Source organism: Pseudomonas sp. P5_B3 (assembly GCF_056400405.1).
This window is the reverse complement of the sequence record NZ_JBFULI010000038.1, coordinates 35,574-56,215: the sequence shown is the minus strand read 5'-3', so window position 1 is coordinate 56,215 and position 20,642 is coordinate 35,574. Positions and strand designations below refer to the sequence as shown.

General features: G+C 59.4%; 18 protein-coding genes. 10 read left to right on the top strand and 8 right to left on the bottom strand.

Features of this window, described 5'->3' with window-relative positions; all coding sequences use genetic code 11:
* From AC1DRN_RS21035 to AC1DRN_RS21020, 4 genes are all read right to left on the bottom strand, one after another.
* A partial coding sequence (locus tag AC1DRN_RS21035) for a transposase (RefSeq protein WP_477786791.1) occupies positions 1 to 109 on the bottom strand: 109 nt, incomplete at its 3' end.
* 272 nt (positions 110 to 381) lie between these two features.
* Positions 382 to 1,347, bottom strand: a complete 966-nt coding sequence (locus AC1DRN_RS21030) for an HlyD family secretion protein (protein WP_457265995.1) — start codon at positions 1,345 to 1,347, stop codon at positions 382 to 384.
* A gap of 4 nt (positions 1,348 to 1,351) precedes the next feature.
* Positions 1,352 to 1,552 carry a DUF1656 domain-containing protein gene (locus tag AC1DRN_RS21025; RefSeq protein WP_108217534.1) on the bottom strand — a complete coding sequence of 67 codons (201 nt, stop codon included), beginning with the start codon at positions 1,550 to 1,552 and terminating at the stop codon, positions 1,352 to 1,354.
* Complete coding sequence (locus AC1DRN_RS21020) at positions 1,542 to 3,677, bottom strand: FUSC family protein (protein WP_223458095.1); 2,136 nt, start codon at positions 3,675 to 3,677, stop codon at positions 1,542 to 1,544. The genes AC1DRN_RS21025 and AC1DRN_RS21020 overlap by 11 nt, the downstream gene beginning before the upstream one ends.
* A 185-nt stretch (positions 3,678 to 3,862) precedes the next feature.
* On the opposite strand from AC1DRN_RS21020, the gene AC1DRN_RS21015 reads away from it, so the two are divergent.
* Together AC1DRN_RS21015 and AC1DRN_RS21010 are read left to right on the top strand one after the other, a co-directional pair.
* Positions 3,863 to 4,918: a tetratricopeptide repeat protein gene (locus AC1DRN_RS21015; protein WP_457265994.1), complete on the top strand. Its 1,056-nt coding sequence runs from the start codon at positions 3,863 to 3,865 to the stop codon at positions 4,916 to 4,918.
* A gap of 45 nt (positions 4,919 to 4,963) precedes the next feature.
* Entirely contained in the window at positions 4,964 to 5,086 is a 123-nt protein-coding gene (locus AC1DRN_RS21010; RefSeq protein WP_263289608.1) for a hypothetical protein, read from the top strand.
* A 4-nt stretch (positions 5,087 to 5,090) separates the two neighbouring features.
* On the opposite strand, the gene AC1DRN_RS21005 is transcribed toward AC1DRN_RS21010, so the two are convergent.
* The 4 genes from AC1DRN_RS21005 to AC1DRN_RS20990 all read right to left on the bottom strand — a co-directional run bounded on the left by AC1DRN_RS21005 (position 5,091) and on the right by AC1DRN_RS20990 (position 11,146).
* The gene (locus tag AC1DRN_RS21005; protein ID WP_223458099.1) at positions 5,091 to 5,468 is read right to left on the bottom strand and encodes a response regulator; all 378 of its coding nucleotides are present in this window, start codon (positions 5,466 to 5,468) and stop codon (positions 5,091 to 5,093) included.
* 17 nt (positions 5,469 to 5,485) lie between these two features.
* Positions 5,486 to 6,727 carry a hybrid sensor histidine kinase/response regulator gene (locus tag AC1DRN_RS21000; protein ID WP_223458101.1) on the bottom strand — a complete coding sequence of 414 codons (1,242 nt, stop codon included), beginning with the start codon at positions 6,725 to 6,727 and terminating at the stop codon, positions 5,486 to 5,488.
* 94 nt (positions 6,728 to 6,821) lie between these two features.
* Positions 6,822 to 7,655 carry a CheR family methyltransferase gene (locus AC1DRN_RS20995; RefSeq protein ID WP_223458102.1) on the bottom strand — a complete coding sequence of 278 codons (834 nt, stop codon included), beginning with the start codon at positions 7,653 to 7,655 and terminating at the stop codon, positions 6,822 to 6,824.
* Entirely contained in the window at positions 7,655 to 11,146 is a 3,492-nt protein-coding gene (locus tag AC1DRN_RS20990; RefSeq protein WP_477786790.1) for a response regulator, read from the bottom strand. Before AC1DRN_RS20990 ends, AC1DRN_RS20995 begins: the two co-directional genes overlap by 1 nt.
* Positions 11,147 to 11,402: 256 nt before the next feature.
* On the opposite strand from AC1DRN_RS20990, the gene AC1DRN_RS20985 reads away from it, so the two are divergent.
* From AC1DRN_RS20985 to AC1DRN_RS20950, 8 genes are all read left to right on the top strand, one after another.
* Entirely contained in the window at positions 11,403 to 11,765 is a 363-nt protein-coding gene (locus AC1DRN_RS20985) for a response regulator (RefSeq protein WP_223458106.1), read from the top strand.
* 74 nt (positions 11,766 to 11,839) lie between these two features.
* Positions 11,840 to 13,138 (top strand): glycosyltransferase, encoded by a 1,299-nt coding sequence (locus tag AC1DRN_RS20980; RefSeq protein WP_223458108.1) that lies wholly within the window; start codon positions 11,840 to 11,842, stop codon positions 13,136 to 13,138.
* A 94-nt stretch (positions 13,139 to 13,232) separates the two neighbouring features.
* Positions 13,233 to 14,138, top strand: coding sequence for an AraC family transcriptional regulator (locus tag AC1DRN_RS20975; RefSeq protein WP_223458109.1), 906 nt, complete (start codon positions 13,233 to 13,235; stop codon positions 14,136 to 14,138).
* A 460-nt stretch (positions 14,139 to 14,598) separates the two neighbouring features.
* Complete coding sequence (locus AC1DRN_RS20970; protein ID WP_223458111.1) at positions 14,599 to 15,909, top strand: ABC transporter substrate-binding protein; 1,311 nt, start codon at positions 14,599 to 14,601, stop codon at positions 15,907 to 15,909.
* A gap of 180 nt (positions 15,910 to 16,089) precedes the next feature.
* Positions 16,090 to 16,989, top strand: coding sequence for a carbohydrate ABC transporter permease (locus AC1DRN_RS20965; RefSeq protein WP_223458193.1), 900 nt, complete (start codon positions 16,090 to 16,092; stop codon positions 16,987 to 16,989).
* 8 nt (positions 16,990 to 16,997) lie between these two features.
* Positions 16,998 to 17,828, top strand: a complete 831-nt coding sequence (locus AC1DRN_RS20960) for a carbohydrate ABC transporter permease (RefSeq protein ID WP_223458113.1) — start codon at positions 16,998 to 17,000, stop codon at positions 17,826 to 17,828.
* 155 nt (positions 17,829 to 17,983) lie between these two features.
* Positions 17,984 to 19,087 (top strand): ABC transporter ATP-binding protein, encoded by a 1,104-nt coding sequence (locus tag AC1DRN_RS20955; protein ID WP_223458116.1) that lies wholly within the window; start codon positions 17,984 to 17,986, stop codon positions 19,085 to 19,087.
* Between the two features lie 16 nt (positions 19,088 to 19,103).
* Positions 19,104 to 20,576, top strand: coding sequence for a mannitol dehydrogenase family protein (locus tag AC1DRN_RS20950; RefSeq protein ID WP_457265993.1), 1,473 nt, complete (start codon positions 19,104 to 19,106; stop codon positions 20,574 to 20,576).
* The last annotated feature ends 66 nt before the right edge of the window (positions 20,577 to 20,642 follow it).

Below are 20,642 nucleotides of genomic sequence, written 5' to 3'. Positions count from 1 at the left end.
CCGTAGGACCGATATCCAGGCTGGCGCAGACCTCGGGAACCGACTGTCCCTCGTCCAGCACCATGCTCGCCGCCTTGAGTTTGAACTCACTGGAATAAGATTTACGCATAGCCAAAACACCTCAGATTTGGGCGCCATCATAGCGCCCGATTGAAGTGTCCAAAATCATTAGGCCAGTTCAGCTTGCTCGCGATAGCGGACCGTCAGGCACCCCTTGTGTGACTGACTAACCGTCATCGCGAGCAAGCTCGCTCCCACAAGGTTTGCGGTGTTCAAACGCTTAACTGATCGGCATTAGGGCTTGCCCGCGATAGCGATGTGTCAGTCGACATCATCTTCGAATGTGAGTCCGTCATCGCGAGCAAGCTCGCTCCCACAGGGTTAGCGGTGATCTCCAGGTTTTTGGGTTTCCTGGACGGTCACAGTAGCAGTAGTCCCCGCCCTCAGTTTGTCTTTACCGGCATAGCCGGCATCGATCTCGATCCGCACCGGCACCCGTTGCGCCAGTTTGATCCAGGTGTAACTGGGGTTGATATTCGCCAGCAAGCGGCCACCGGGCAGGTTTTCCCGGTCGGCAATGGCGAAGGCAATGCTCTGCACTTTGCCGCCGAACGTTTCGCCACTCATCAATTCGATCTTGACCCGGTCGCCCTCCCCGATCCGCGGCAACTTGGTTTCTTCAAAGTAACCGCTGACATAGAACGAATCGCTGTCCACCAACGCCAGCAATGGACCGCCGGCCGAGGCGTAGTCGCCCTCGCGGGTCAGCAGGTTGGTGACATAGCCGGTCACCGGGGAAACGACGTGGGTACGCTGCAAATCGAGTTCAGACTGGGTCAATGCCGCGATGGCCAGTTGCACGTTGGCCTGGGCCAGCACCAGATTGGCCTGATTACGCAGCAAGTCGGCCTGGGCCACCGACACATCGGTGTTGGCTTTTTCCCACTCTTCGCCGGAAATCGCCGAACGATCCTTGAGCGTGCGCCGCCGTTGCTCTTCGCTCTGACGTTGTTTGAGCAACGCTTCGCTGGCGGTAATGGTCGCCTGGGCCTGCCCGAGCGAGGCTTTCGCCACCTCTACGGCACGTTTGGCATGCTCCACCGCCAGGGTGTAACGCGCCGGATCGATCTCCAGCAGCGCCTGGCCTTTATTCACATGCTGGTTGTCCTGCACGGTCAGGCTGACGATTCGCCCCGAAACGTCGGCGGATAAGGTCACCACATCGGCACGCACCCGGGCATCCCGGGTCCAGGGGGCGCGGGTGTAATGCTCCCACGCGAACCAGCCCAGGATAACGGCCAGCAGTACCACCGCCAGCGTCGTGAGTCGGGAAAGGATGTTCTTCAAGGCATCAGGCTCCCATCACCAGGATCAACGTGGCGCAGACGCAGACGTATAGCGCGCCTTCGAACAACGCTTCGTGCCAGACAAACTGCAGCACACCGAGGCGCCGCAACGTCCAGTCCAGCAGCAGGAAAATCGGCACGCCCAGCAGCAGCGCCTGAGCAATCGGGGGCAGGTAGGCACCACCCACTTCCAGATCAATGGGCAAGGACAGGGTCTCCTTCAAGGCCTGCGGGTTGAAAGTAGCCGCGATAGCGCTCGACGAACGACACCACGATCAACAGCGCCACACGCATACGGAACACCGACCACAAGTGCTCATGAACATCGGTATGCAGGGCATCCAGTTCGTCGCCCAGGGTGTGGAGGCTATCGAGCACCTGCGCCACTTCGACCCCGGGTCGACCGGCGACCAGCCTCCCAGTTTCCCGCACTGTCGAAAACAGGCGACTTTGCAGATCCGGACTCAGCAGAGCGTTGTTTTGCCCCTGCTGCCTGAGCTGATTCAAGGCGATACCCAGTGCCATGCAGGCCAGGCTGACCTGGAACCGCTCACGCGATTGTGGCTCCCGGGTCGCCGGCAGCAGCCCCAGCATCATGGTCAGGCGATCGACCATACGGCTCTCGAATGCAAACTGCTGCTCATCGGTCGCCGAGGTTTTCAGCAAGGCGTACACCTGTTCGCAGCTCTCTTTATGGAGCCGGCGCATGCGCAAATCCGGCATGAACGGAAAGATCAACGCATACACACTCAACGCCAGCACGGTCGCGCAGGTATAAGCCCCGGCAAACTCGAACCACTGGCTCGCGGTGTTCTGGCCAATCCCCACGTTCAACGGGCCGAGCAACAGAAAAGTCGTGAGCCCCAGGCCAATGCCGGTACCTGTAGTGGCGGGACTGGCCAGACCCACCGCAACGGCGTAGAGCAAGGGCGCCAGCAACAAGGCAAGCATCTCGAAATTGCTGATCATCGGCACAAACATGAACTGAAGCAGTGCCGAGGCCAACAGCGCCAGCCCGAACCCCCGCGCATAGCTTTGAACGGCCAGCAGCGGCCGGGGAAACGTCGACATCAGCGAACACAGGATGCCCACCAGCACCATCCCGCCTCGCGCACCGTCCCAGCCGGTTTCGATCCAGATAAGGCCGGCGATCAACAGCGCGGAAAAGGCCCGGACGGCATTCATGGTTGCCAGGGTGAAGTCCAGGTGCAGCGGGTTTTCCCGCCCGCGAAACATGCTGCTGGCGGGTCGCCCGCTCTGGATGGCATCACTCAACTCCAGAATCTGCTCAAGCTGCTGCAGCAGGCGTGCCTGCTCCCAGCGCAATGACCAGGCCAGCGAGCGCAAGGTGGCCGGCAGCGGCTCGCTCAATTGTTCGGCCCTGTAGGCCAGCTCATCAAAGCGTTGTTGCAGCGACGTGAGATGATGGCGCTTTTCACTGGACAGCGAACGCCCTTCCCGCGCCAGTTCATCGAGAAAGGCCAGTTCTTCGGCGCGCAGCCGTTGAATTTCTTCAGGTAGCTCGCCTTCCCAGCGCTCGGTCAACAACAGCCGCTGGTGGCGCAAGGCGGTCAGCCGCGCGGTCAACAACACCAATTGATTGCCCAACAGTTGCACCAGTCCGTTGGCACTGCGCAATCGCGGCGCATCGTAATACATGTGCCGGCGCACGCCCTCCAGGCCGCTGATCTGCCCCAACAGCTGCATTTGTCGCTGCTGGAAATCCGCTTCGCTCTCTTCGGTGCGGATGACGGCGCTGGCATGGGTGGCCAGCAACCGGGTGATTTGATCGATCCTGGCGAAGTAGTCCCGTGCCACAGCTTCCGGCCGGGCGGTGAGCAGGCTGACCACGCACACACAGGCAACCGCCAGCAAGGTTTCGGTGAGGCGGGTCACCGCCAGCAAAAAGGTACCGTCCTGATCGGGAATCGCCAGCAATGCAATGACCACGGCGGTGTAGCCACTAAGCACGAATGCTCCGGAGCTGGTGTAGCGCAACAGTGTGCCACCAGCGGTGCACAGCGCCAGCCACAGGGCCAGGGTGGTGATGAACGGCAGCGGTGCCTGCGCAAATATCGCCATGATTGCCACCGCTACGACCGCCCCCATGGTGGTACCGATGACTTGGCCAAAACTGCGCGCCAGCACCATGCCGCCCAGTGGCTGGCTGATGATGACCACGGCCATGATCGACCACTTGGGTTGGTCCAGATCGAACAAAAACGCCAGATACAGTGTCAACAAACCGGCCGCGATGGTTCGCAGGGCAAACAGCAACACCCCGGGCCCGGGGTTGAGCATGGCCTTGAAGTACTGCAACAACGCTTGCATGGGAACACTCGTGGTGACACCTCCAGCAAGCGTAGTCACTGCTGCGGGGCCTCGACAGGTTTTACTGTCGACACCGTTTGCAAGCCCATTGAATCGTCAGTGAACGTCGTCAAGGTTTGACTCAAAGCCTGGCCTGACCGAAGCTGGCGACCTTTGCAAAAGCTCGCCAGCTTCCGGATTCCTGCATGCCCAAGTCCCGCCGCAATCTGTTCATCAGCCTCTTCGCCCTGCTCGTCATCGGCCTTGCGTGGGTTTCCCTGCGCGATACCGAGCCGGTGGTTCCCGAAGCCATACAACATGGCTACAGCGAAGCACTGGCGGCTGCCCGGGGTGGTCAACCCGGTGCCGCACGGGTGCTCTATCAGCAATTGGGCCGCCCGGACCTGTCCCCCAAGCGTCGTGTCTGGTTGCATGCCGAGCTGCCCAACTATCCAAGCTCGGTGGCCCTGAAACTGGCGGCTGTCGACCTGCAGAACGAGTCGCCCGAGGTCCGTATCGCTGCGATCAGGAGTATCAGCGGCCTGGTACCGAGCGGCCAGCGCAGTCTGCTGCTGGGGCCATTGCTCGATGACAGCGAACAAAGCGTGCGCCTGGCCGCCATCAACGCGCTGCTGGGTTTGTCCCCGGATGAACTCGGCTTGTATTTCGGGCCGCTGGAGCAAGCCATCGATGCCTGGGAGCAAGTGCTCAAGAGCGAGCCGCAAAGCGCCGAAAACCAATACCAACTGGCCCGGCTGCACCTGCACAACGCCGAGCTCAAGCAAGCGCAACAGGCGCTGGACAACACCCTGCGCCTGGCACCGGACAACCTGCCGGCGCTGGTGCTGCAAATCGAAGTGCTGGATAAACAGGGCCAAAACGACGCCGCCCGGCAGTTGTTGGCCAGGCAACTCCAGGCACAACCCGATTCGGCCTACCTGCAACATGCCCTGGGGCTCTGGCTGCTGCATCACGAGCAAAGCGAATTCGCCCTGCTCGGCCTGTCCAAAGCCGTTGAACTCGAGCCCAATAACCGGGATTACCGCTACGACCTGGCCACCACATTGCACAGTGAGCAAGAGCTCGACGCGGCGCAGAAACAGTTGCAGGAAATCGTTCAGCGCCATCCGAACGATCGCAAGGCACGGGTGCTGCTGATCAATTACTGGAAGGAAAGCGGCCAACTGCAAAACGTGCAGATCCTGTTGGCCCAACTCGAACAGATGAACCCCGATGATCCGTCATTGCAACAAGGGCTTTGACCCCGCCTGAAATTTCGTTGAACCGTCGTCCCGGCCCAGGGTCAAGTGAACAGGCAGCCCGTTGCGGCAGTGCGCGGCGGGTTTCTCGATCCGGGCATGCAGATGATCACCAAGCCCTTTACCTTCGATCTGTTGACGGCGGAGGTGCGGGAGATGACCGGCGCCTGAATGCTTAAGAAAGCATGTCCTGCATCAGCTCCTGCAATTTATCCAGATCGAAAGGCTTGTCCAGGATCGGCGCCGTGCGGGTGATCGGGCTGTCGGTCTCACGGATTTCCTGGGCATAGCCGCTGATGAAAATCACCTTGAGTTCCGGTCGCAGCTTCACGGCGGGTTCGGCGATCTGCACGCCGGAGATGCCACCGGGCAGGCGGAAGTCGGTGATCATCATGTCCAGGTGCGGTTTGCTCGCGAGGATTTCAAAAGCCTGCTCGCCGTTTTCGGCCTGCAATACGCGGTAACCCTCGCCCGACAGATAAGCGGACAGCACCATCAGAATCGAGGGGTCGTCCTCGACGACGAGTACTACATCTTGTGCATCTTCGCTCATGGGAAGCCTTTGCTCGGTCAATTGCTGCTGATACGACCGTCGGGTCGATCAGAGGTTGCGTTTATCTGGCTGTTTTCCTGCAGCGGCAGACAAACGCGAAACAAGGCGCCTTCGCCAATCCTGCTCTGGACCGTAATAGTACCGCCATGGGCGGTGACAATCTGTTCTGAAATAAACAATCCCAGGCCCAGTCCGGCACCGGTATGTTTGGCCGATACCCGTTCGAACTGCTGGAAAATCCGCTTCTGGTTTTCTTCGCTGATACCGATCCCCTGGTCCTGCACGTCCACCAGCGCCCGGCCCTCTTCACTGTAGACTCTCACCGCGACCAAGCCCTTGGCCCCGTAGCGCAAGGCGTTGGTCAACAGGTTGGAAATCACCTGTTCAATACGAAACTCATCCCAATTTCCGATCACCGGTTGCTCGGCATCCAGCGTGACCGACGCCTCGGCGGCGTCGATCTGTCGGGAAAAACTCTGCAACAACTCGCTGACCAGTGCCGAAAGATCGAAGCGCGTTGGCCGAATCGACAGCTTTCCGGTGCGGATGCGCGAGACATCGAGCATGTCTTCGATCAAGCGTATGAGGCTTTTGATCTGCCGCTCGTCGCGGTCGACCATGGCGTGCATCTTGTCCAGGGTGAAGGCGGCGGCGTTGTCCCTGGCCAGGTGCCTCTTGCGCAGCTGGGTTTCAAGGATCAGGCCGTTGAGCGGCGTGCGCACTTCATGGGCGACCATGGACATGAAGTCATCGCGCATGCGCACCGCCTGCTCCAGTTCCAGCTGAGTATCTTGCAGTTGCTTGAGCAGGGTCTCCTGTTCGCGGCGACTTTGCTCAAGGGCCAGCACTTGTTCCTTCATCGCCTTGCTCTGGCGATACAGGTCGACGAACACATTGACTTTGCTCTTGACCGCGAGGATGTCCAGCGGCTTGTACAGGAAGTCCACGGCACCGCTTTCATAGCCCTTGAACGCGTAGTTCAGTTCACGCCCGGCGGCGCTGACAAAAACGATCGGGATATTCCTGGTTTTCTCCGTTCCACGCATCAATTCGGCCAGCTCGAAGCCGTTCATGCCGGGCATCTTCACATCGAGGATGGCCATGGCGAATTCGTGCTGCAACAGCAGGGACAAGGCTTCGTCGGCACACAGCGCCTTGTACACGATGCAGTCCTCACGCTTGATCAGCGCTTCGAGCGCCAGCAGATTATCCGGCAGATCGTCGACGATCAGCAGTTTGGCCTGGATATTACTCAGCATGCGATTCGTTCCAGCTCGACAGGCAGACGGCTGATGCCACCGGCGGAGGCACCGATCACGATCGCTTCGATCGCCGGCAAGTTCGTTGCACTGTTCATGATTTTCGGTAAATCCGTTCTAGTTTGACCAGCGGCTCGAACTGATGGCCGAAGGCTGAGAATTCCGGGGTTTCCTTGCTGCCCAGCACCAGGAAACCGCGATGGCAGAGGGACTCATGAAACAGTCCTAATGCCCGATCCTGAAGCTTTTTATTAAAGTAAATCAGTACGTTACGACATGAAATTAATTGGGTTTCTGAAAATACGCTGTCCGTTGCCAGACTGTGATCGGCGAAGGTCACGTTCTCGCGCAGGGTCTTGTCGAAAATCGCGTACCCATAGGCCGCCGTATAGTAGTCGGCAAAAGAACACTGGCCACCGGCCTGCTGGTAATTAGCAGTGTAGGCGCGGACATTCTCCATCGAGAAAATTCCTTGCCTGGCCTTTTCCAGCGAGCGCGGATTGATGTCGGTGGCGTAGATGATCGTGCGGTCGAGCAAGCCTTCTTCGCGCAGCACAATGGCCATCGAATACACCTCTTCACCGGTGCTGCATCCGGCGATCCAGATCTTGAGCGAAGGATAGGTTCGCAGCAGCGGTACCACTTCTTTGCGGATGGCCAGGTAGTGCGAAGGGTCGCGAAACATCTCGCTGACCGGAATGGTCAGCAATTGCAGCAATTGCATGAACGCGGTGGGGTCGCGCAGGACCTTTTCCTGTAGCGCCGAGATGGTATTGCACTCGAACTGAGTCAACGCATGGTTGACCCGGCGCTTGATCGAAGCACCGGAGTAATCGCGAAAATCGTAGCTGTACTTGAGGTAGATCGCCTCGATCAGCAAGCGCAATTCGATATCGCTGTTTCGCTCCACTGAAAAATTGCGCTCCACTAGATACGTTCCACCTTCGGTAACCACACACGAATCAGCGAAAACAGGCGGTCCAGGTCGATGGGCTTGGCCAGGTAATCGTTGGCGCCGGCCTGCCGGCAGCGCTCCTGGTCGTCCTTCATGGCCTTGGCCGTCACCGCGATGATCGGCAGCTTGCGCCAGCGCGGGTCCTTGCGGATTTCAACAATGGCTTCGAAACCATCCATCCGCGGCATCATTACGTCCATCAACACCAGATCGATGTCTTGCACCTCATTCAATCGTTCAATCGCTTCGCGGCCGTTGCGACCAATGACCACCGCTGCGCCTTTTTGCTCCAGCGCACTGGTGAGGGCAAAAATGTTGCGCACATCGTCATCCACCAGCAGCACCTTGCGGCCCTCGAAGACCTTGTCGCGGCTGCGAGCGACCTTGAGCATCTTCTGCCGTTCATGGGACAACCGCGATTCGACTTTGTGCAGAAAAAGCGTCACCTCATCCAGCAGCCGCTCCGGCGAGCGTGCGCCCTTGATGATGATCGAACGCGAATACTTGAGCAGTTCAGCCTCTTCATCCCGGGTCAGGTTGCGCCCGGTATAGACGATGACCGGTGGAAAGGAGCAGAGGTCTTCGGTGGACATGCGCTTGAGCAGGTCATTACCGAGCATGTCCGGCAGTTTGAGGTCGATGATCATGCAATCGAAAACCGAGGTCCGCAGCAGGTCCAGTGCCTCCTGCGCCAGGCCAACGGCAGTGATCTCGATGTCATCGTCGCCGATCAGGCGGGCAATGCCGTCGCGCTGCAAGTCGTCGTCCTCGACCAGCAGCACGCGCTTGACCTTCTGGGTCAGTTTGGCCTCGAGTCGCGCAAATACGTCCTTGAGTTCCTCGCGGGTGGTCGGTTTGACCGCATAGCCAATGGCGCCCATGTGCATCGCTGCTTCAACCCGGTCCTCGACGGAAATCACATGCACCGGGATGTGCCGGGTTTCGGCGTGTTCCTTCAGACTTTGCAGCACGGTCAGGCCGGAGTGATCCGGCAGGCGCATGTCCAGCAGGATCGCGTCCGGGATGAACGTCTTGGCCAGGTCGTAGCCTTCGTCGCCGCCATGGGCCACCAGGCACTGATAACCCAGTTCATGGGCAAGGTCGTAGAGGATGTGCGCAAAATCCGGCTCATCTTCCACCACCAGAATGCAGCGGCTGGTGAACGGACCGTTGTTGYGATCGTCGTCGAAACGCGCAATGTCGACCTCGGCCAGCAGTGGCGACAGCGCGGGTGGCACTACGTTCGGCACAGCCGCCATCGTCTCGGCGCGCATCGGTTCGACAGGTACTTCACCCGGTTCCATGTACTGCTGCGGCAGTACCAGGGTAAACGCACTGCCCTGCCCCGGCGTGCTGGTCACGCTGATGGAGCCGCCGAGCAAGGCCGCCAGATCACGGGAGATCGACAAGCCCAGCCCGGTGCCGCCATAACGCCGACTGGTGGTGCCATCAGCCTGGCGGAATGCCTCGAAAATGCTGTCGTACTGCTGCGCCGCAATGCCGATCCCGGAATCACGGACGATGAACGCGATGCCGTCGTTCGGCACCGTGGCGACGGACAGGCACACGCTGCCGCTTTCAGTGAATTTCACGGCGTTGGACAGCAGGTTCTTGAGCACCTGCTCCAGGCGCTGGCGGTCAGTGAACAGCATCAGCGGTGCGCCGTCCTGCACATCCACCTGGAAATCCAGCTGTTTGTCCGACGCCAACGGCTGAAACAGACCGCGCAGGCCTTCGACCAGACGCGCCACACTGGTGTTCTGCGCACGGATCTCCAACTTGCCGGCCTCGACCTTGGAAATGTCCAGAATGTCATTGATCAGGTTAAGCAAGTCATTGCCGGCGGAGTAGATCGATTCGGCGAATCTGACTTGCTCGGCGCTGAGGTTTTGCTCCGGGTTTTGCGCCAGAAGCCTGGCCAGGATCAACGAGCTGTTCAGCGGCGTGCGCAATTCGTGGGACATGTTGGCGAGGAATTCGGACTTGTACTTGCTCGAGCGCTGCAACTCTATGGCACGTTCTTCGAGCTGGATCCGGGCCTGATTGAGCTCGGTATTCTTCAGCTCCATGGTGTCGCGTTGCTCGGCCAGTGCTTGTGCCTGTTCGGCGAGTTGTTCGTTGGTCTGCTCCAGCTCCACCTGCTGGATTTCCAGGTGCGCCTGGGACTCCTTGAGAATCCGCGAATGTTCTTCGAGCTCTTCGTTGGCGGTCTTGAGCTCTTCCTGCTGCACCTGCAATTCTTCGTTGAGTTGCTGGGTTTCGGCCAACACCTCCTGCAAACGCTGACGATAGCGTGCAGCCTCGATCGAGGTGCCGATGTTGCCGGCAATCAGCTCAAGCAATTCAATGTCGCGGTCCGTCAGTGAGCGCAGAAAGCCCAGTTCGATCACGCCATTGACCCGCTCATCATCACTGGTTGGCACCACCAGCACACTGCGTGGCAAACCTTCGCCGAGGCCGGAGCTGACTTTGAAGTAATCAACCGGTACCTCGTCCAAGCGAATCAACCGCGCCTGTTGCGCCACCTGGCCGACAATGCCTTCTTCGCTGTAAATCTGCTGCTCACACTCTTCCTGTTCGCGGGAAAAACCGTAGGTGGCGATGCGCTTGAGGCCGCCGTGGTCTTCGCGCACATAAATAGCCGCCACGGCGGTGCCCAGGTACTGCGCGCAAAACTGCAGGATGTTGCGTCCCAGCAGGCTCAGGCTCAACTGTCCCAACACCTGTTCAGCAAGTTGGGTCTGACCATTACGCAGCCAGGCTTGCTGTTCCAGGCGATGGGCGCTGGCCTGTTGGGCAGCGAGATTGACGCTGTAGCTTTGCGAAAGATTGAGCAAATCGCGGCGCCCGACATACGCCAGCAAGCCACTGACGCCGGCAATGAACAACAGATAGAGGCTGATACTCCACACCGTGGAACGCCGCATGTCGTCATTGCGGGCGGTGCGCAACTGTTGCTCGGTGTCGATCACGTCCTCGAACTGCTTGCGAATTTCATCGGTCAGGCGCTTGCCGCGCCCGGCCTTGACCACGGCGCGATAGTCACCGCTGCTGCGCTGCAAATCGACCAGCGATTGCGCGTAGCTGGCCCATTCCAGCTGCAATGCCTGCAACCGCAGCAAGCGGTCAGTCTGCACCGGGTTGTCGGCGGTCAGCTCGAGCAAGGTGTTGAGGGCCGCGGCAATTCGCGGTTTGGCGGTTTCGTAGGGATCGAGGAAATGTTCGTCACCACTGAGCAGGAAACCGCGCATCCCGGTTTCCAGGTCCACCGTCAGCTTGAGCGCTTCATTGGCGTTATTGATCACCCGGTCGGTGTGTTGCACCCACTGGATCGTCGACAGTAAATAGCTGATCAGCGAAACGAAGAACACCGCGCTGATGAGGCCCAGACCCAACGGCAGGCTGATGTTGCGGCTCAGGAGTTTACGAAATCGTTGCTCATCAACCGTGGACGCGGAGGGCATGGGGCAAGCCTTGTCGAACTGTCGGGATGCAAGGAGTTTGCCGCAAAACTGGCGCATTGATCCAATTTTCTGACATGGTTTCGCACAGGGTCCTACATTCCGCTGCGCCCACGCAAAGTAGCGGGTTATCCTTGCCTGACCTGCGCCCGGTTCTTTTTCGCATTGCGCTGGGAACTTGTCAGGATCCGCCACTTACTCATGCAAGAGGCCGGTGATTTTATTCGCCTGACAACCCATCATTTTCAGGAAAGCCACTATGTCCTCCGCCAAAGCGCCCATTATCCTCGTCGTCGAAGACGATGCCATCGTGCGCATGCTGATCGTCGATGTACTGGAGGAGTTGGAGTTCAAGGTGCTGCAAGCCAATGGCAGCGAGCAGGCGCTGGAGACACTCAAGGACTTGAACCAGCACATTGATCTGATGATGACCGATGTGGGCCTGCCGAACATGGACGGCCGCGAACTGGCCAATGAAGCACGTGTTTTACGTCCAGCCTTGCCGATCCTGTTTGCCAGCGGTTATGCCGAAACCATCGAAGTGCCTCAAGGCATGCACATGATCGGCAAACCGTTCTCCATCGATCAGTTGCGCGACAAGGTCAAAGGCATTCTCGAGTGACCTTGCGATCCGCTGTGGTTTAATGCGCGCCTTTTTCGTCCCTGCCCTGTCTTCGCTTCAAGGAATTCCCGTACATGAATCAGCCCCGCGCAACCAAAGTCCTGGTCATTGGTTACGTCTGGCCCGAGCCCCGCTCTTCCGCGGCCAGCGGGCATGTCATGCAAATCCTCGAGGTTTTCCTGCAACAAGGCTGGGACATCACCTTCAGCAGTCCGGCGGGCTTCGGCGAGCAACGCGCAGACCTGACGGCGTTGGGCATTCGCGAAGTGCCGATCGAGCTGAACAACAGCAGTTTCGACGAGTTCATCAGCGAACTGGCGCCGGACATCGTGTTGTTCGATCAATTCATGATGGAGGAACAGTTCGGATGGCGGGTCGAGAAGCATTGTCCCGATGCCTTGCGTGTGCTCGAAAGTTGCGACCTGCAAAGCCTCAGGCATGGCCGGCATCAACGCCTCAAGGAGCGCTTGAAGGCCAGCGCTGACAACAATGACTTCAGCGGCCTGTTCGCCCAGGCACAGCGTGAAGAATTTGAACACATGGCCAATACCGACCTGGCCAAGCGCGAAATCGCCTCGTTTTATCGTTGTGATTTGACGCTGATGGTTTCCGAAGTGGAAATCGAATTGCTGGTCGAGCAGTTCAGGATTCCACGCAACTTGTTGCACTGGTGCCCATTGATGGTCGATCTTCCGGCCAGCGCACCGGTAGCGTTCGAAGACCGGGCGCACTTTCTGCATATCGGCAACTTTCGCCATGCCCCCAACTGGGATGCGGTGCTGTGGTTGAAAACCGCTATCTGGCCGCTGATTCGCGAACAATTGCCCGGCGCTCAATTGCATATCTATGGCGCCTACACACCACCCAAGGCCACTGCGCTACATAACGTGGCGCAGGGGTTCCACGTAATGAACTGGGCTGAGGACGCCTTGCAGGTGATGTCGGCGACGCGGGTGTGCCTGGCGCCCTTGCGTTTTGGCGCAGGTATCAAGGGCAAAATCGTCGATGCAATGCTCTGTGGCACACCGAATGTGACGACGCCAGTCGGTGCGGAGGCGATGCATGGCGAAGAGACTTGGCCCGGTGCAGTGACCCGTTCGGCACGCGAGTTCGCCGATCATGCCGTGCAACTCCACAACGACAAGACGCGCTGGCTCCAAGCCCAGGCGCACGGGCAAACCCTGCTGGCGAGCCGCTACCAGACATCCGTTCATGGCCCGGCCTTGATCCAGCGGCTGGTCGATTGCCAACGGAATCTGGCAAACATCAGACGCGATAACTTTACCGGCAGCATGCTGCGTCATCACCAGCACAAGAGCACTCAATACATGGCGCAATGGATCGAGGTGAAGAATCGGCTTAATCAGGAGTAGCGCGCCTTGCAGGAGCAGGCTCACAGGCGGTAGTAGCATTATCCATCCGGCTGGAGGCATGATCCGGGTGGGATAACAACATAAGCGCCCTGTCATGACCCGCACCGCCAGAGTCACCGATCCGTCCTATGAATTGATGGACGACCACAACGGGTTGTCCATCATCTACCGCCAGCATGGCTTTCCCTGCCCGCTGGTGCGCTGGCATTTCCACAAGGAATACGAGTTGCACCTGATCGTCGCCAGTTCCGGCAAGGTGTTCATTGGCGATTATATCGGCAACTTCTACCCGCAAACCCTGTTCCTGACCGGCCCCAACCTGCCCCACAACTGGATCAGCCAGGTGGCCGAGGACGAAGTGGTGCCCAAGCGCGACATGCTGGTCAACTTCACCGACGAGTTGTTCGACAGCGGCTATCAGGTGTTCGCCGAACTCAAGACCCTGGCGCCGCTGCTGGAGCGCGCGCAGTACGGCATCGAGTTCCGCTGCAAGCACACCATCGCCCAGGCCATGGACTTGATGCAGCGCATTGCCGATACCACCGGCATTACCCGGCTCGGGCACTTTTTCATTCTGCTGGAGTTGCTCGCGGCCACCGACGACTACCAATTGCTCTCTGGCGCCACGACCCCGCAACTGGCCGACGAGCACAACATCGATCGCACCGACAGGGCGGTGGATTACATCTTTGCCCATTACGCCCGGGAACTGCCGCTGGAAGAAGTCGCCGAGCACCTGGGCCTGAAGCCGACCTACTTCAGCCGAGTGTTCAAACAGGCCACCGGACGCTGCTTTATCGAATTCGTCAATCGCCTGCGCATCAGCAAATCCTGCGAACTGCTGGCCGATGGCGACAAATCGGTTACCGATGTGTGTTTCGAATCGGGCTTCAACAATATTTCCAACTTCAACCGGCGCTTTCAGCAACTCAAGGGCATGACCCCGTCGCATTACCGGCGATTGGTGGTGCAGCGGTTGACCGAACAGAATCTGAATTAACACCTCAAAACCCTGTGGGAGCGGGCTTGCCCTAATGCCGATCAGTTAACGCGCAAAACCTGTGGGAGCGAGCTTGCTCGCGATAGCGGACTGTCAGGCAATGCAGGTGTTAGCTATGCGATCGTCATCGTCGGAACGCCGCCCGGAGCAAGCTCGCTCCCACAGGAGTTGCGGTGTTCGAAGCGTTAACTGATCGGCATTAGGGCAAGCCCGCTCCCACAGGTACTCTGCCAGGCCCTGAAACCTGTACGCTTTCAATACTGCCCCACCGCTGAAAAGCCCTTCCCTGTGTCTACCGCCCTAAACTCCAGTGCAAAATAGTATCGATCAAAGTGCGATGGATGATTTGTCTCGCCCTCGATTGAAGGATGTAATCAGTGCACATTCTTCCCTGCGCAGGAAGACACAAAAACAATAACTGTCCTTCTGTAACCCACCGGGTGCAGAAAAGGAGTGCACGATGCAACCCTCGGTAAAAGCTCTGCTTGCCCTCACCTGCATGACCCTCAGCAGCGTCAGCCTTGGCGCCCAGACGCTGACCATCGCCACCGTCAACAACAGCGACATGATCCGCATGCAAAAGCTCTCGAAAACCTTCGAGGCCGACCATCCGGACATCAAGCTCAATTGGGTGGTGCTCGAAGAAAACGTCCTGCGCCAGCGCCTGACCACCGACATCGCCACCCAGGGCGGGCAGTTCGACGTGCTGACCATCGGCATGTACGAAGCCGCACTCTGGGGCGCCAAGGGCTGGCTGGAGCCGATGAAGGATTTGCCGGCCAACTACGCCCTCGACGATGTGTTCCCCTCGGTGCGCGAAGGCCTGTCGGTCAAAGGCTCGCTGTATGCCCTGCCGTTCTACGCCGAAAGCTCGATCACCTACTACCGCACCGACCTGTTCAAGGGCGCCGGCCTTGGCATGCCCGAGCACCCGACCTGGGAGCAGATCGGTGAATTCGCCGCCAAACTGAACAAACCCGAGCAGGAACAATACGGCATTTGCCTGCGCGGCAAGGCCGGCTGGGGCGAGAACATGGCGCTGATCAGCACTGTCGCCAACGCCTATGGCGCTCGCTGGTTCGATGAACAGTGGCAGCCGGAATTCAACAGCCCCGAGTGGAAAAACGCGCTGAACTTCTACGTCGACACCATGAAGAAATCCGGCCCGCCGGGCGCCTCGAGCAATGGTTTCAATGAAAACCTGGCGTTGTTCAACAGCGGCAAATGCGCGATCTGGGTCGATGCCAGCGTCGCCGGCTCGTTCGTCACCGACAAGGCCCAGAGCAAGGTCACCGATCACGTCGGTTTCACCTATGCGCCGCATCAAGTCACTGACAAGGGCTCGGCCTGGCTGTACTCCTGGGCACTGGCCATTCCCACCAGCTCCAAAGCCAAGGACGCGGCGAAAACCTTCAGCGCCTGGGCCACCTCCAAGGAGTACAGCGCACTGGTCGCGGAAAAGGACGGCATCGCCAACGTACCGCCGGGCACCCGGGCTTCGACCTACAGCGAGGCATACATGAACGCGGCGCCGTTCGCCAAGGTCACGCTGGAGTCGCTCAAGGCCGCGGACCCGAGCAAGCCGGGCGCCAGGCCGGTGCCTTACATCGGGATTCAGTTGGTGACCATTCCCGAGTTCCAGGGCATTGGTACCCAGGTCGGCAAGTCCTTCTCTGCGGCGCTGATCGGCCAGACCACGGTCGACCAGGCATTGGCGGCGGCCCAACAAACCACCGAACGCGAAATGAAGCGCGCGGGTTATCCCAAGTAACCGGCAGTAGCCTGCCCCTGTTCCTTGTGGGAGCGAGCTTGYTCGCGATGAGGCCATGACATTCAACAGTGATGTCGGCTGACAGATTGCTATCGCGAGCAAGCTCGCTCCCACATTGGATCTTCATAGGTCTGAATGAATCGGTTTAACGCCATGAATATTTCAACTGCCAAAGCTCACATGGACATTGTCCAACCCCAGCGCAAAAGCCGCGTGACCAATCCCGGCTGGTTTCTGGTCAGCCCTTCGGTGGCGTTGCTGCTGCTGTGGATGATCGTACCCCTGGGCATGACCCTCTACTTCTCGACCATCCGCTACAACTTGCTCAATCCCGGCGAGAACGCGTTCGTCGGGCTGGAAAACTTCACTTATTTCCTCACCGATTCGGGCTTCCTGCCCGGCGCCAGCAACACGCTGTTGCTGGTGGGCAGCGTGCTGCTGATCAGTGTGGTATTCGGCGTGCTGATCAGTGCTTTGCTTGAGGCCAGTGAGTTTTTCGGTCGCGGCATCGTGCGGGTGATGCTGATCTCGCCGTTTTTCATCATGCCCACGGTGGGCGCGCTGATCTGGAAGAACCTGATTTTCCACCCGGTGTCGGGGATTCTCGCCTACGTCTGGAAGCTGTTTGGTGCACAACCGGTGGACTGGCTGGCGCACTACCCGCTGCTGTCGATCATCATCATTGTCTCGTGGCAATGGCTGCCGTTCGCGATCCTGATCCTGATGACCGCCATGCAGTCCCTCGACCAGGAACAGAAAGAAGCCGCGGGCCTGGACGGTGCCGGGCCGATCGCGATTTTCTGGCACCTGACATTGCCACACCTGGCGCGGCCGATTGCGGTGGTGGTGATGATCGAAACCATCTTCCTGCTCTCGGTGTTCGCCGAAATCTTCACCACCACCAACGGCGGCCCCGGCTATGCCTCGACCAACCTCGCCTACCTGATCTACAACCAGGCGCTGGTGCAGTTCGACGTCGGCATGGCCTCGGCGGGCGGTTTGATCGCCGTGCTCATCGCCAACATCGCCGCGATCATTCTGGTGCGAATGATCGGCAAAAACCTGACCGACAAAGCCTGAGGCCTGCCATGACTCTTCAACAATCCCGTCGCCTGCAAAGCCTGCTGCTCGGTACGTTGGCCTGGGCTATCGCGATCCTGATTTTCTTTCCGATCTTCTGGATGGTGCTGACCAGTTTCAAAACCGAAATCGATGCCTTCGCCACGCCGCCGCAGTTCATCTTCATGCCGACGCTGGAGAATTACCTGCACATCAACGAACGCAGCGATTACTTCAGTTTCGCCTGGAACTCGGTGGTGATCTCCTTCAGCGCCACGGCCCTGTGCCTGCTCATCGCGGTGCCGGCGGCCTACTCCATGGCGTTCTACGAAACCCAGCGCACCAGAGGCACGCTGCTGTGGATGCTCTCGACCAAGATGCTGCCGCCGGTGGGCGTGCTGATGCCGATCTATCTGCTGGCCAAGAGTTTCGGTCTGCTCGATACGCGCATTGCACTGATCGTGATCTACACGCTGATCAACCTGCCGATCGTGGTCTGGATGGTTTACACCTACTTTAAGGACATCCCCAAGGACATCCTCGAAGCCGCGCGCCTGGATGGCGCAACGCTGGCGCAGGAAATGCTCCGGGTGTTGCTGCCCATCGCCAAGGGCGGCCTGGCGTCCACGGTGTTGCTGTCGCTGATCCTGTGCTGGAACGAGGCCTTCTGGTCGCTGAACCTGACCTCGTCGAAAGCCGCACCGCTGACCGCGTTGATTGCCTCGTACTCAAGCCCCGAAGGGCTGTTCTGGGCCAAGTTGTCGGCCGTCTCGACCCTGGCCTGCGCGCCGATCCTGATCTTCGGCTGGATCAGTCAGAAACAACTGGTACGCGGCCTGTCGTTCGGCGCCGTGAAATGAATCCCTGTAGGAGCGAGCCTGCTCGCGATGAACTTTCAGGCGACGCATTCTTCCAGTCAGCCAGCGTTATCGTTCACGCCCATCGCGAGCAGGCTCGCTCCTACAGAAAAGCCCACCCGGTTCAATCGAATAAATACAAACGGAGGCCCATCACCATGGCCAACCTGAAAATCAAGAATCTGCAAAAAGGCTTCGAAGGCTTTTCCATCATCAAGGGTATCGACCTGGAAGTGAACGACAAGGAATTCGTGGTCTTCGTCGGCCCGTCGGGCTGCGGCAAATCCACGTTGCTGCGACTGATCGCAGGGCTGGAAGAAGTCAGCGGCGGCACCATCGAACTCGATGGCCGCGACATCACCGAAGTGAGCCCGGCCAAGCGCGACCTGGCGATGGTGTTCCAGACCTACGCCCTGTACCCGCACATGAGCGTGCGCAAGAACATGTCGTTCGCCCTCGACCTGGCCGGCGTGGCAAAAGCCGAAGTGGAGAAGAAGGTCGGCGAAGCGGCGCGCATCCTCGAACTGGGGCCGATGCTGGAGCGCAAGCCCAAGCAACTGTCCGGTGGCCAGCGCCAGCGCGTGGCGATTGGCCGGGCTATCGTACGCAACCCGAAAATCTTCCTGTTCGACGAACCGCTCTCCAATCTCGACGCCGCCCTGCGGGTGCAGATGCGCCTGGAGCTGTTGCGCCTGCACAAAGAACTGCAAGCCACGATGATCTACGTGACTCACGATCAGGTCGAAGCGATGACCATGGCCGACAAAGTGGTCGTACTCAATGGCGGCAAGATCGAGCAAGTCGGCTCGCCGCTGGACCTCTATCACCAGCCGGCCAACCTGTTCGTCGCCGGTTTCCTGGGCACGCCGAAGATGGGCTTCCTCAAGGGCAAGGTCACCTGCACCGACAGTCAGGGCTGCGAAGTGCAACTGGACGCCGGAACCCGCATCAACCTGCCCTTGGGCGGCAGGCAACTGAACGTCGGGAGTGCGGTGACGCTGGGCATCCGCCCCGAGCATCTGGAACTGGCCAAACCCGGCGACTGCACCTTGCAGGTCACCGCCGATGTCAGCGAACGCCTGGGCAGCGACACCTTCTGCCACGTCCTGACCTCGTCCGGCGAAGCCCTGACCATGCGTGTTCGCGGCGATCTGGCCAGCCGTTATGGCGAAACCCTGAACCTGCACCTGGATGCGCAACACTGCCATTTATTCGATGCCGACGGCGTGGCTCTGACCCGCCCCCTGCGCGTTGCTGCCTGATTTCAGAGAGCCTGCGATGAAACTGAACAAACAGAACCTCAACCGCCTCGCGCCTGAAGTGGTCCTGCCCGCCTACGCGTTGGGCGATACCCGCCAAGGCATCGCGCACATCGGCGTGGGTGGATTCCATCGCGCCCACCAGGCGTTTTACACCGATGCACTGATGAACACCGGAGAAGCGCTGGACTGGGCAATCTGTGGTGTCGGCCTGCGCGCCGAGGACCGCCGCGCCCGTGACGATCTCAAGGAGCAGGACTACCTGTTTACCTTGTTCGAGCTTGGTGATAACGACGACACCGAGGTGCAGGTGATCGGGGCAATTCGCGACATGCTGCTAGCCGAGGACGATGCCCAGGCGTTGATCGACAAACTGACCAGTCCCGAGATCCGCATCGTCTCGCTGACCATCACCGAAGGCGGTTACTGCATCGACGACAGCACCGGCGAATTCATGGCGCACTTGCCGCAGATCCAGCATGACCTGGCGCACCCGGAGGCGCCGAAAACCGTGTTCGGTTTCCTCTGTGCCGCACTGGCCAAGCGTCGCGCCGCCGGCACGCCGGCCTTCACCCTGATGTCCTGCGATAACCTGCCGCACAACGGCGCTGTCACCCGTAAGGCCCTGCTGACCTTCGCCGCCTTGCACGACGGCGAACTGCGCGACTGGATCGATGCCAACGTCAGTTTCCCCAACGCCATGGTCGACCGCATCACGCCGATGACCAGTTCCCGGCACCGCCTGCAGCTGGCCGACCAGCATGGGCTGGACGATGCCTGGCCAGTGGTTTGCGAACCCTTTGTGCAATGGGTGCTGGAAGACAAGTTCGTCAACGGTCGCCCGGCCTGGGAAAAGGTTGGCGTGCAGTTCACCGACGACGTCACGCCCTACGAAGAAATGAAGATCAAGCTGCTCAACGGCAGTCATCTGGCGCTGACGTACCTGGGATTCCTGAAGGGTTACCGCTTCGTCCATGAGACCATGAACGATCCGCTGTTCGTGCGCTACGTGCGCGCCTACATGGATCTGGACGTGACTCCGCAACTGCCTGCAGTGCCGGGAATCAACCTGACCGAGTACAAAGACACGCTGGTCGCTCGTTTCTCCAATCAGGCGATTGCCGATCAGCTTGAACGGGTGTGTTCGGACGGCTCGTCGAAGTTTCCGAAATTCACCGTGCCAACCATCAATCGCTTGATCGCCGATGGCCGAGAGACCCGGCGCGCAGCGTTGGTGGTGGCGGCGTGGGCGTTGTACCTCAAGGGCGTGGATGAGCATGGCGAGACCTATTCGATACCGGACCCGCGCGCAGCGTTCTGCCAGACGCTGGTGGCCGATCATGTGTTGATTACCCAGCGTTTGTTGGCGGTCGAGGAGATTTTTGGTACGGCGATTCCCCGCTCGGCGGAGTTTGTCGCGGCGTTCGAGTGGTGTTGCAACAGTTTGCGGGATGTGGGGGTGTCACGGACATTGGAACGAGTTTTGGCGTAGGCCCTGCGGTGAATCTGCTGCCGCTATCGCGGGCAAGCCCGCTCCCACAGTTTGGTCACTGTTGTT

Bases quoted from the DNA above. Each gene is read 5' to 3' on its own strand.
- AC1DRN_RS20965 (WP_223458193.1), top strand. From the start codon at position 16,090: ATGGACATTGTCCAACCCCAGCGCAAAAGCCGCGTGACCAATCCCGGC.
- AC1DRN_RS20950 (WP_457265993.1), top strand. From the start codon at position 19,104: ATGAAACTGAACAAACAGAACCTCAACCGCCTCGCGCCTGAAGTGGTC.
- AC1DRN_RS20955 (WP_223458116.1), top strand. From the start codon at position 17,984: ATGGCCAACCTGAAAATCAAGAATCTGCAAAAAGGCTTCGAAGGCTTT.
- AC1DRN_RS20975 (WP_223458109.1), top strand. From the start codon at position 13,233: ATGACCCGCACCGCCAGAGTCACCGATCCGTCCTATGAATTGATGGAC.
- AC1DRN_RS21000 (WP_223458101.1), bottom strand. From the start codon at position 6,727: ATGCTGAGTAATATCCAGGCCAAACTGCTGATCGTCGACGATCTGCCG.
- AC1DRN_RS20985 (WP_223458106.1), top strand. From the start codon at position 11,403: ATGTCCTCCGCCAAAGCGCCCATTATCCTCGTCGTCGAAGACGATGCC.
- AC1DRN_RS20960 (WP_223458113.1), top strand. From the start codon at position 16,998: ATGACTCTTCAACAATCCCGTCGCCTGCAAAGCCTGCTGCTCGGTACG.
- AC1DRN_RS20980 (WP_223458108.1), top strand. From the start codon at position 11,840: ATGAATCAGCCCCGCGCAACCAAAGTCCTGGTCATTGGTTACGTCTGG.
- AC1DRN_RS21015 (WP_457265994.1), top strand. From the start codon at position 3,863: ATGCCCAAGTCCCGCCGCAATCTGTTCATCAGCCTCTTCGCCCTGCTC.
- AC1DRN_RS21020 (WP_223458095.1), bottom strand. From the start codon at position 3,677: ATGCAAGCGTTGTTGCAGTACTTCAAGGCCATGCTCAACCCCGGGCCC.
- AC1DRN_RS20970 (WP_223458111.1), top strand. From the start codon at position 14,599: ATGCAACCCTCGGTAAAAGCTCTGCTTGCCCTCACCTGCATGACCCTC.
- AC1DRN_RS21005 (WP_223458099.1), bottom strand. From the start codon at position 5,468: ATGAGCGAAGATGCACAAGATGTAGTACTCGTCGTCGAGGACGACCCC.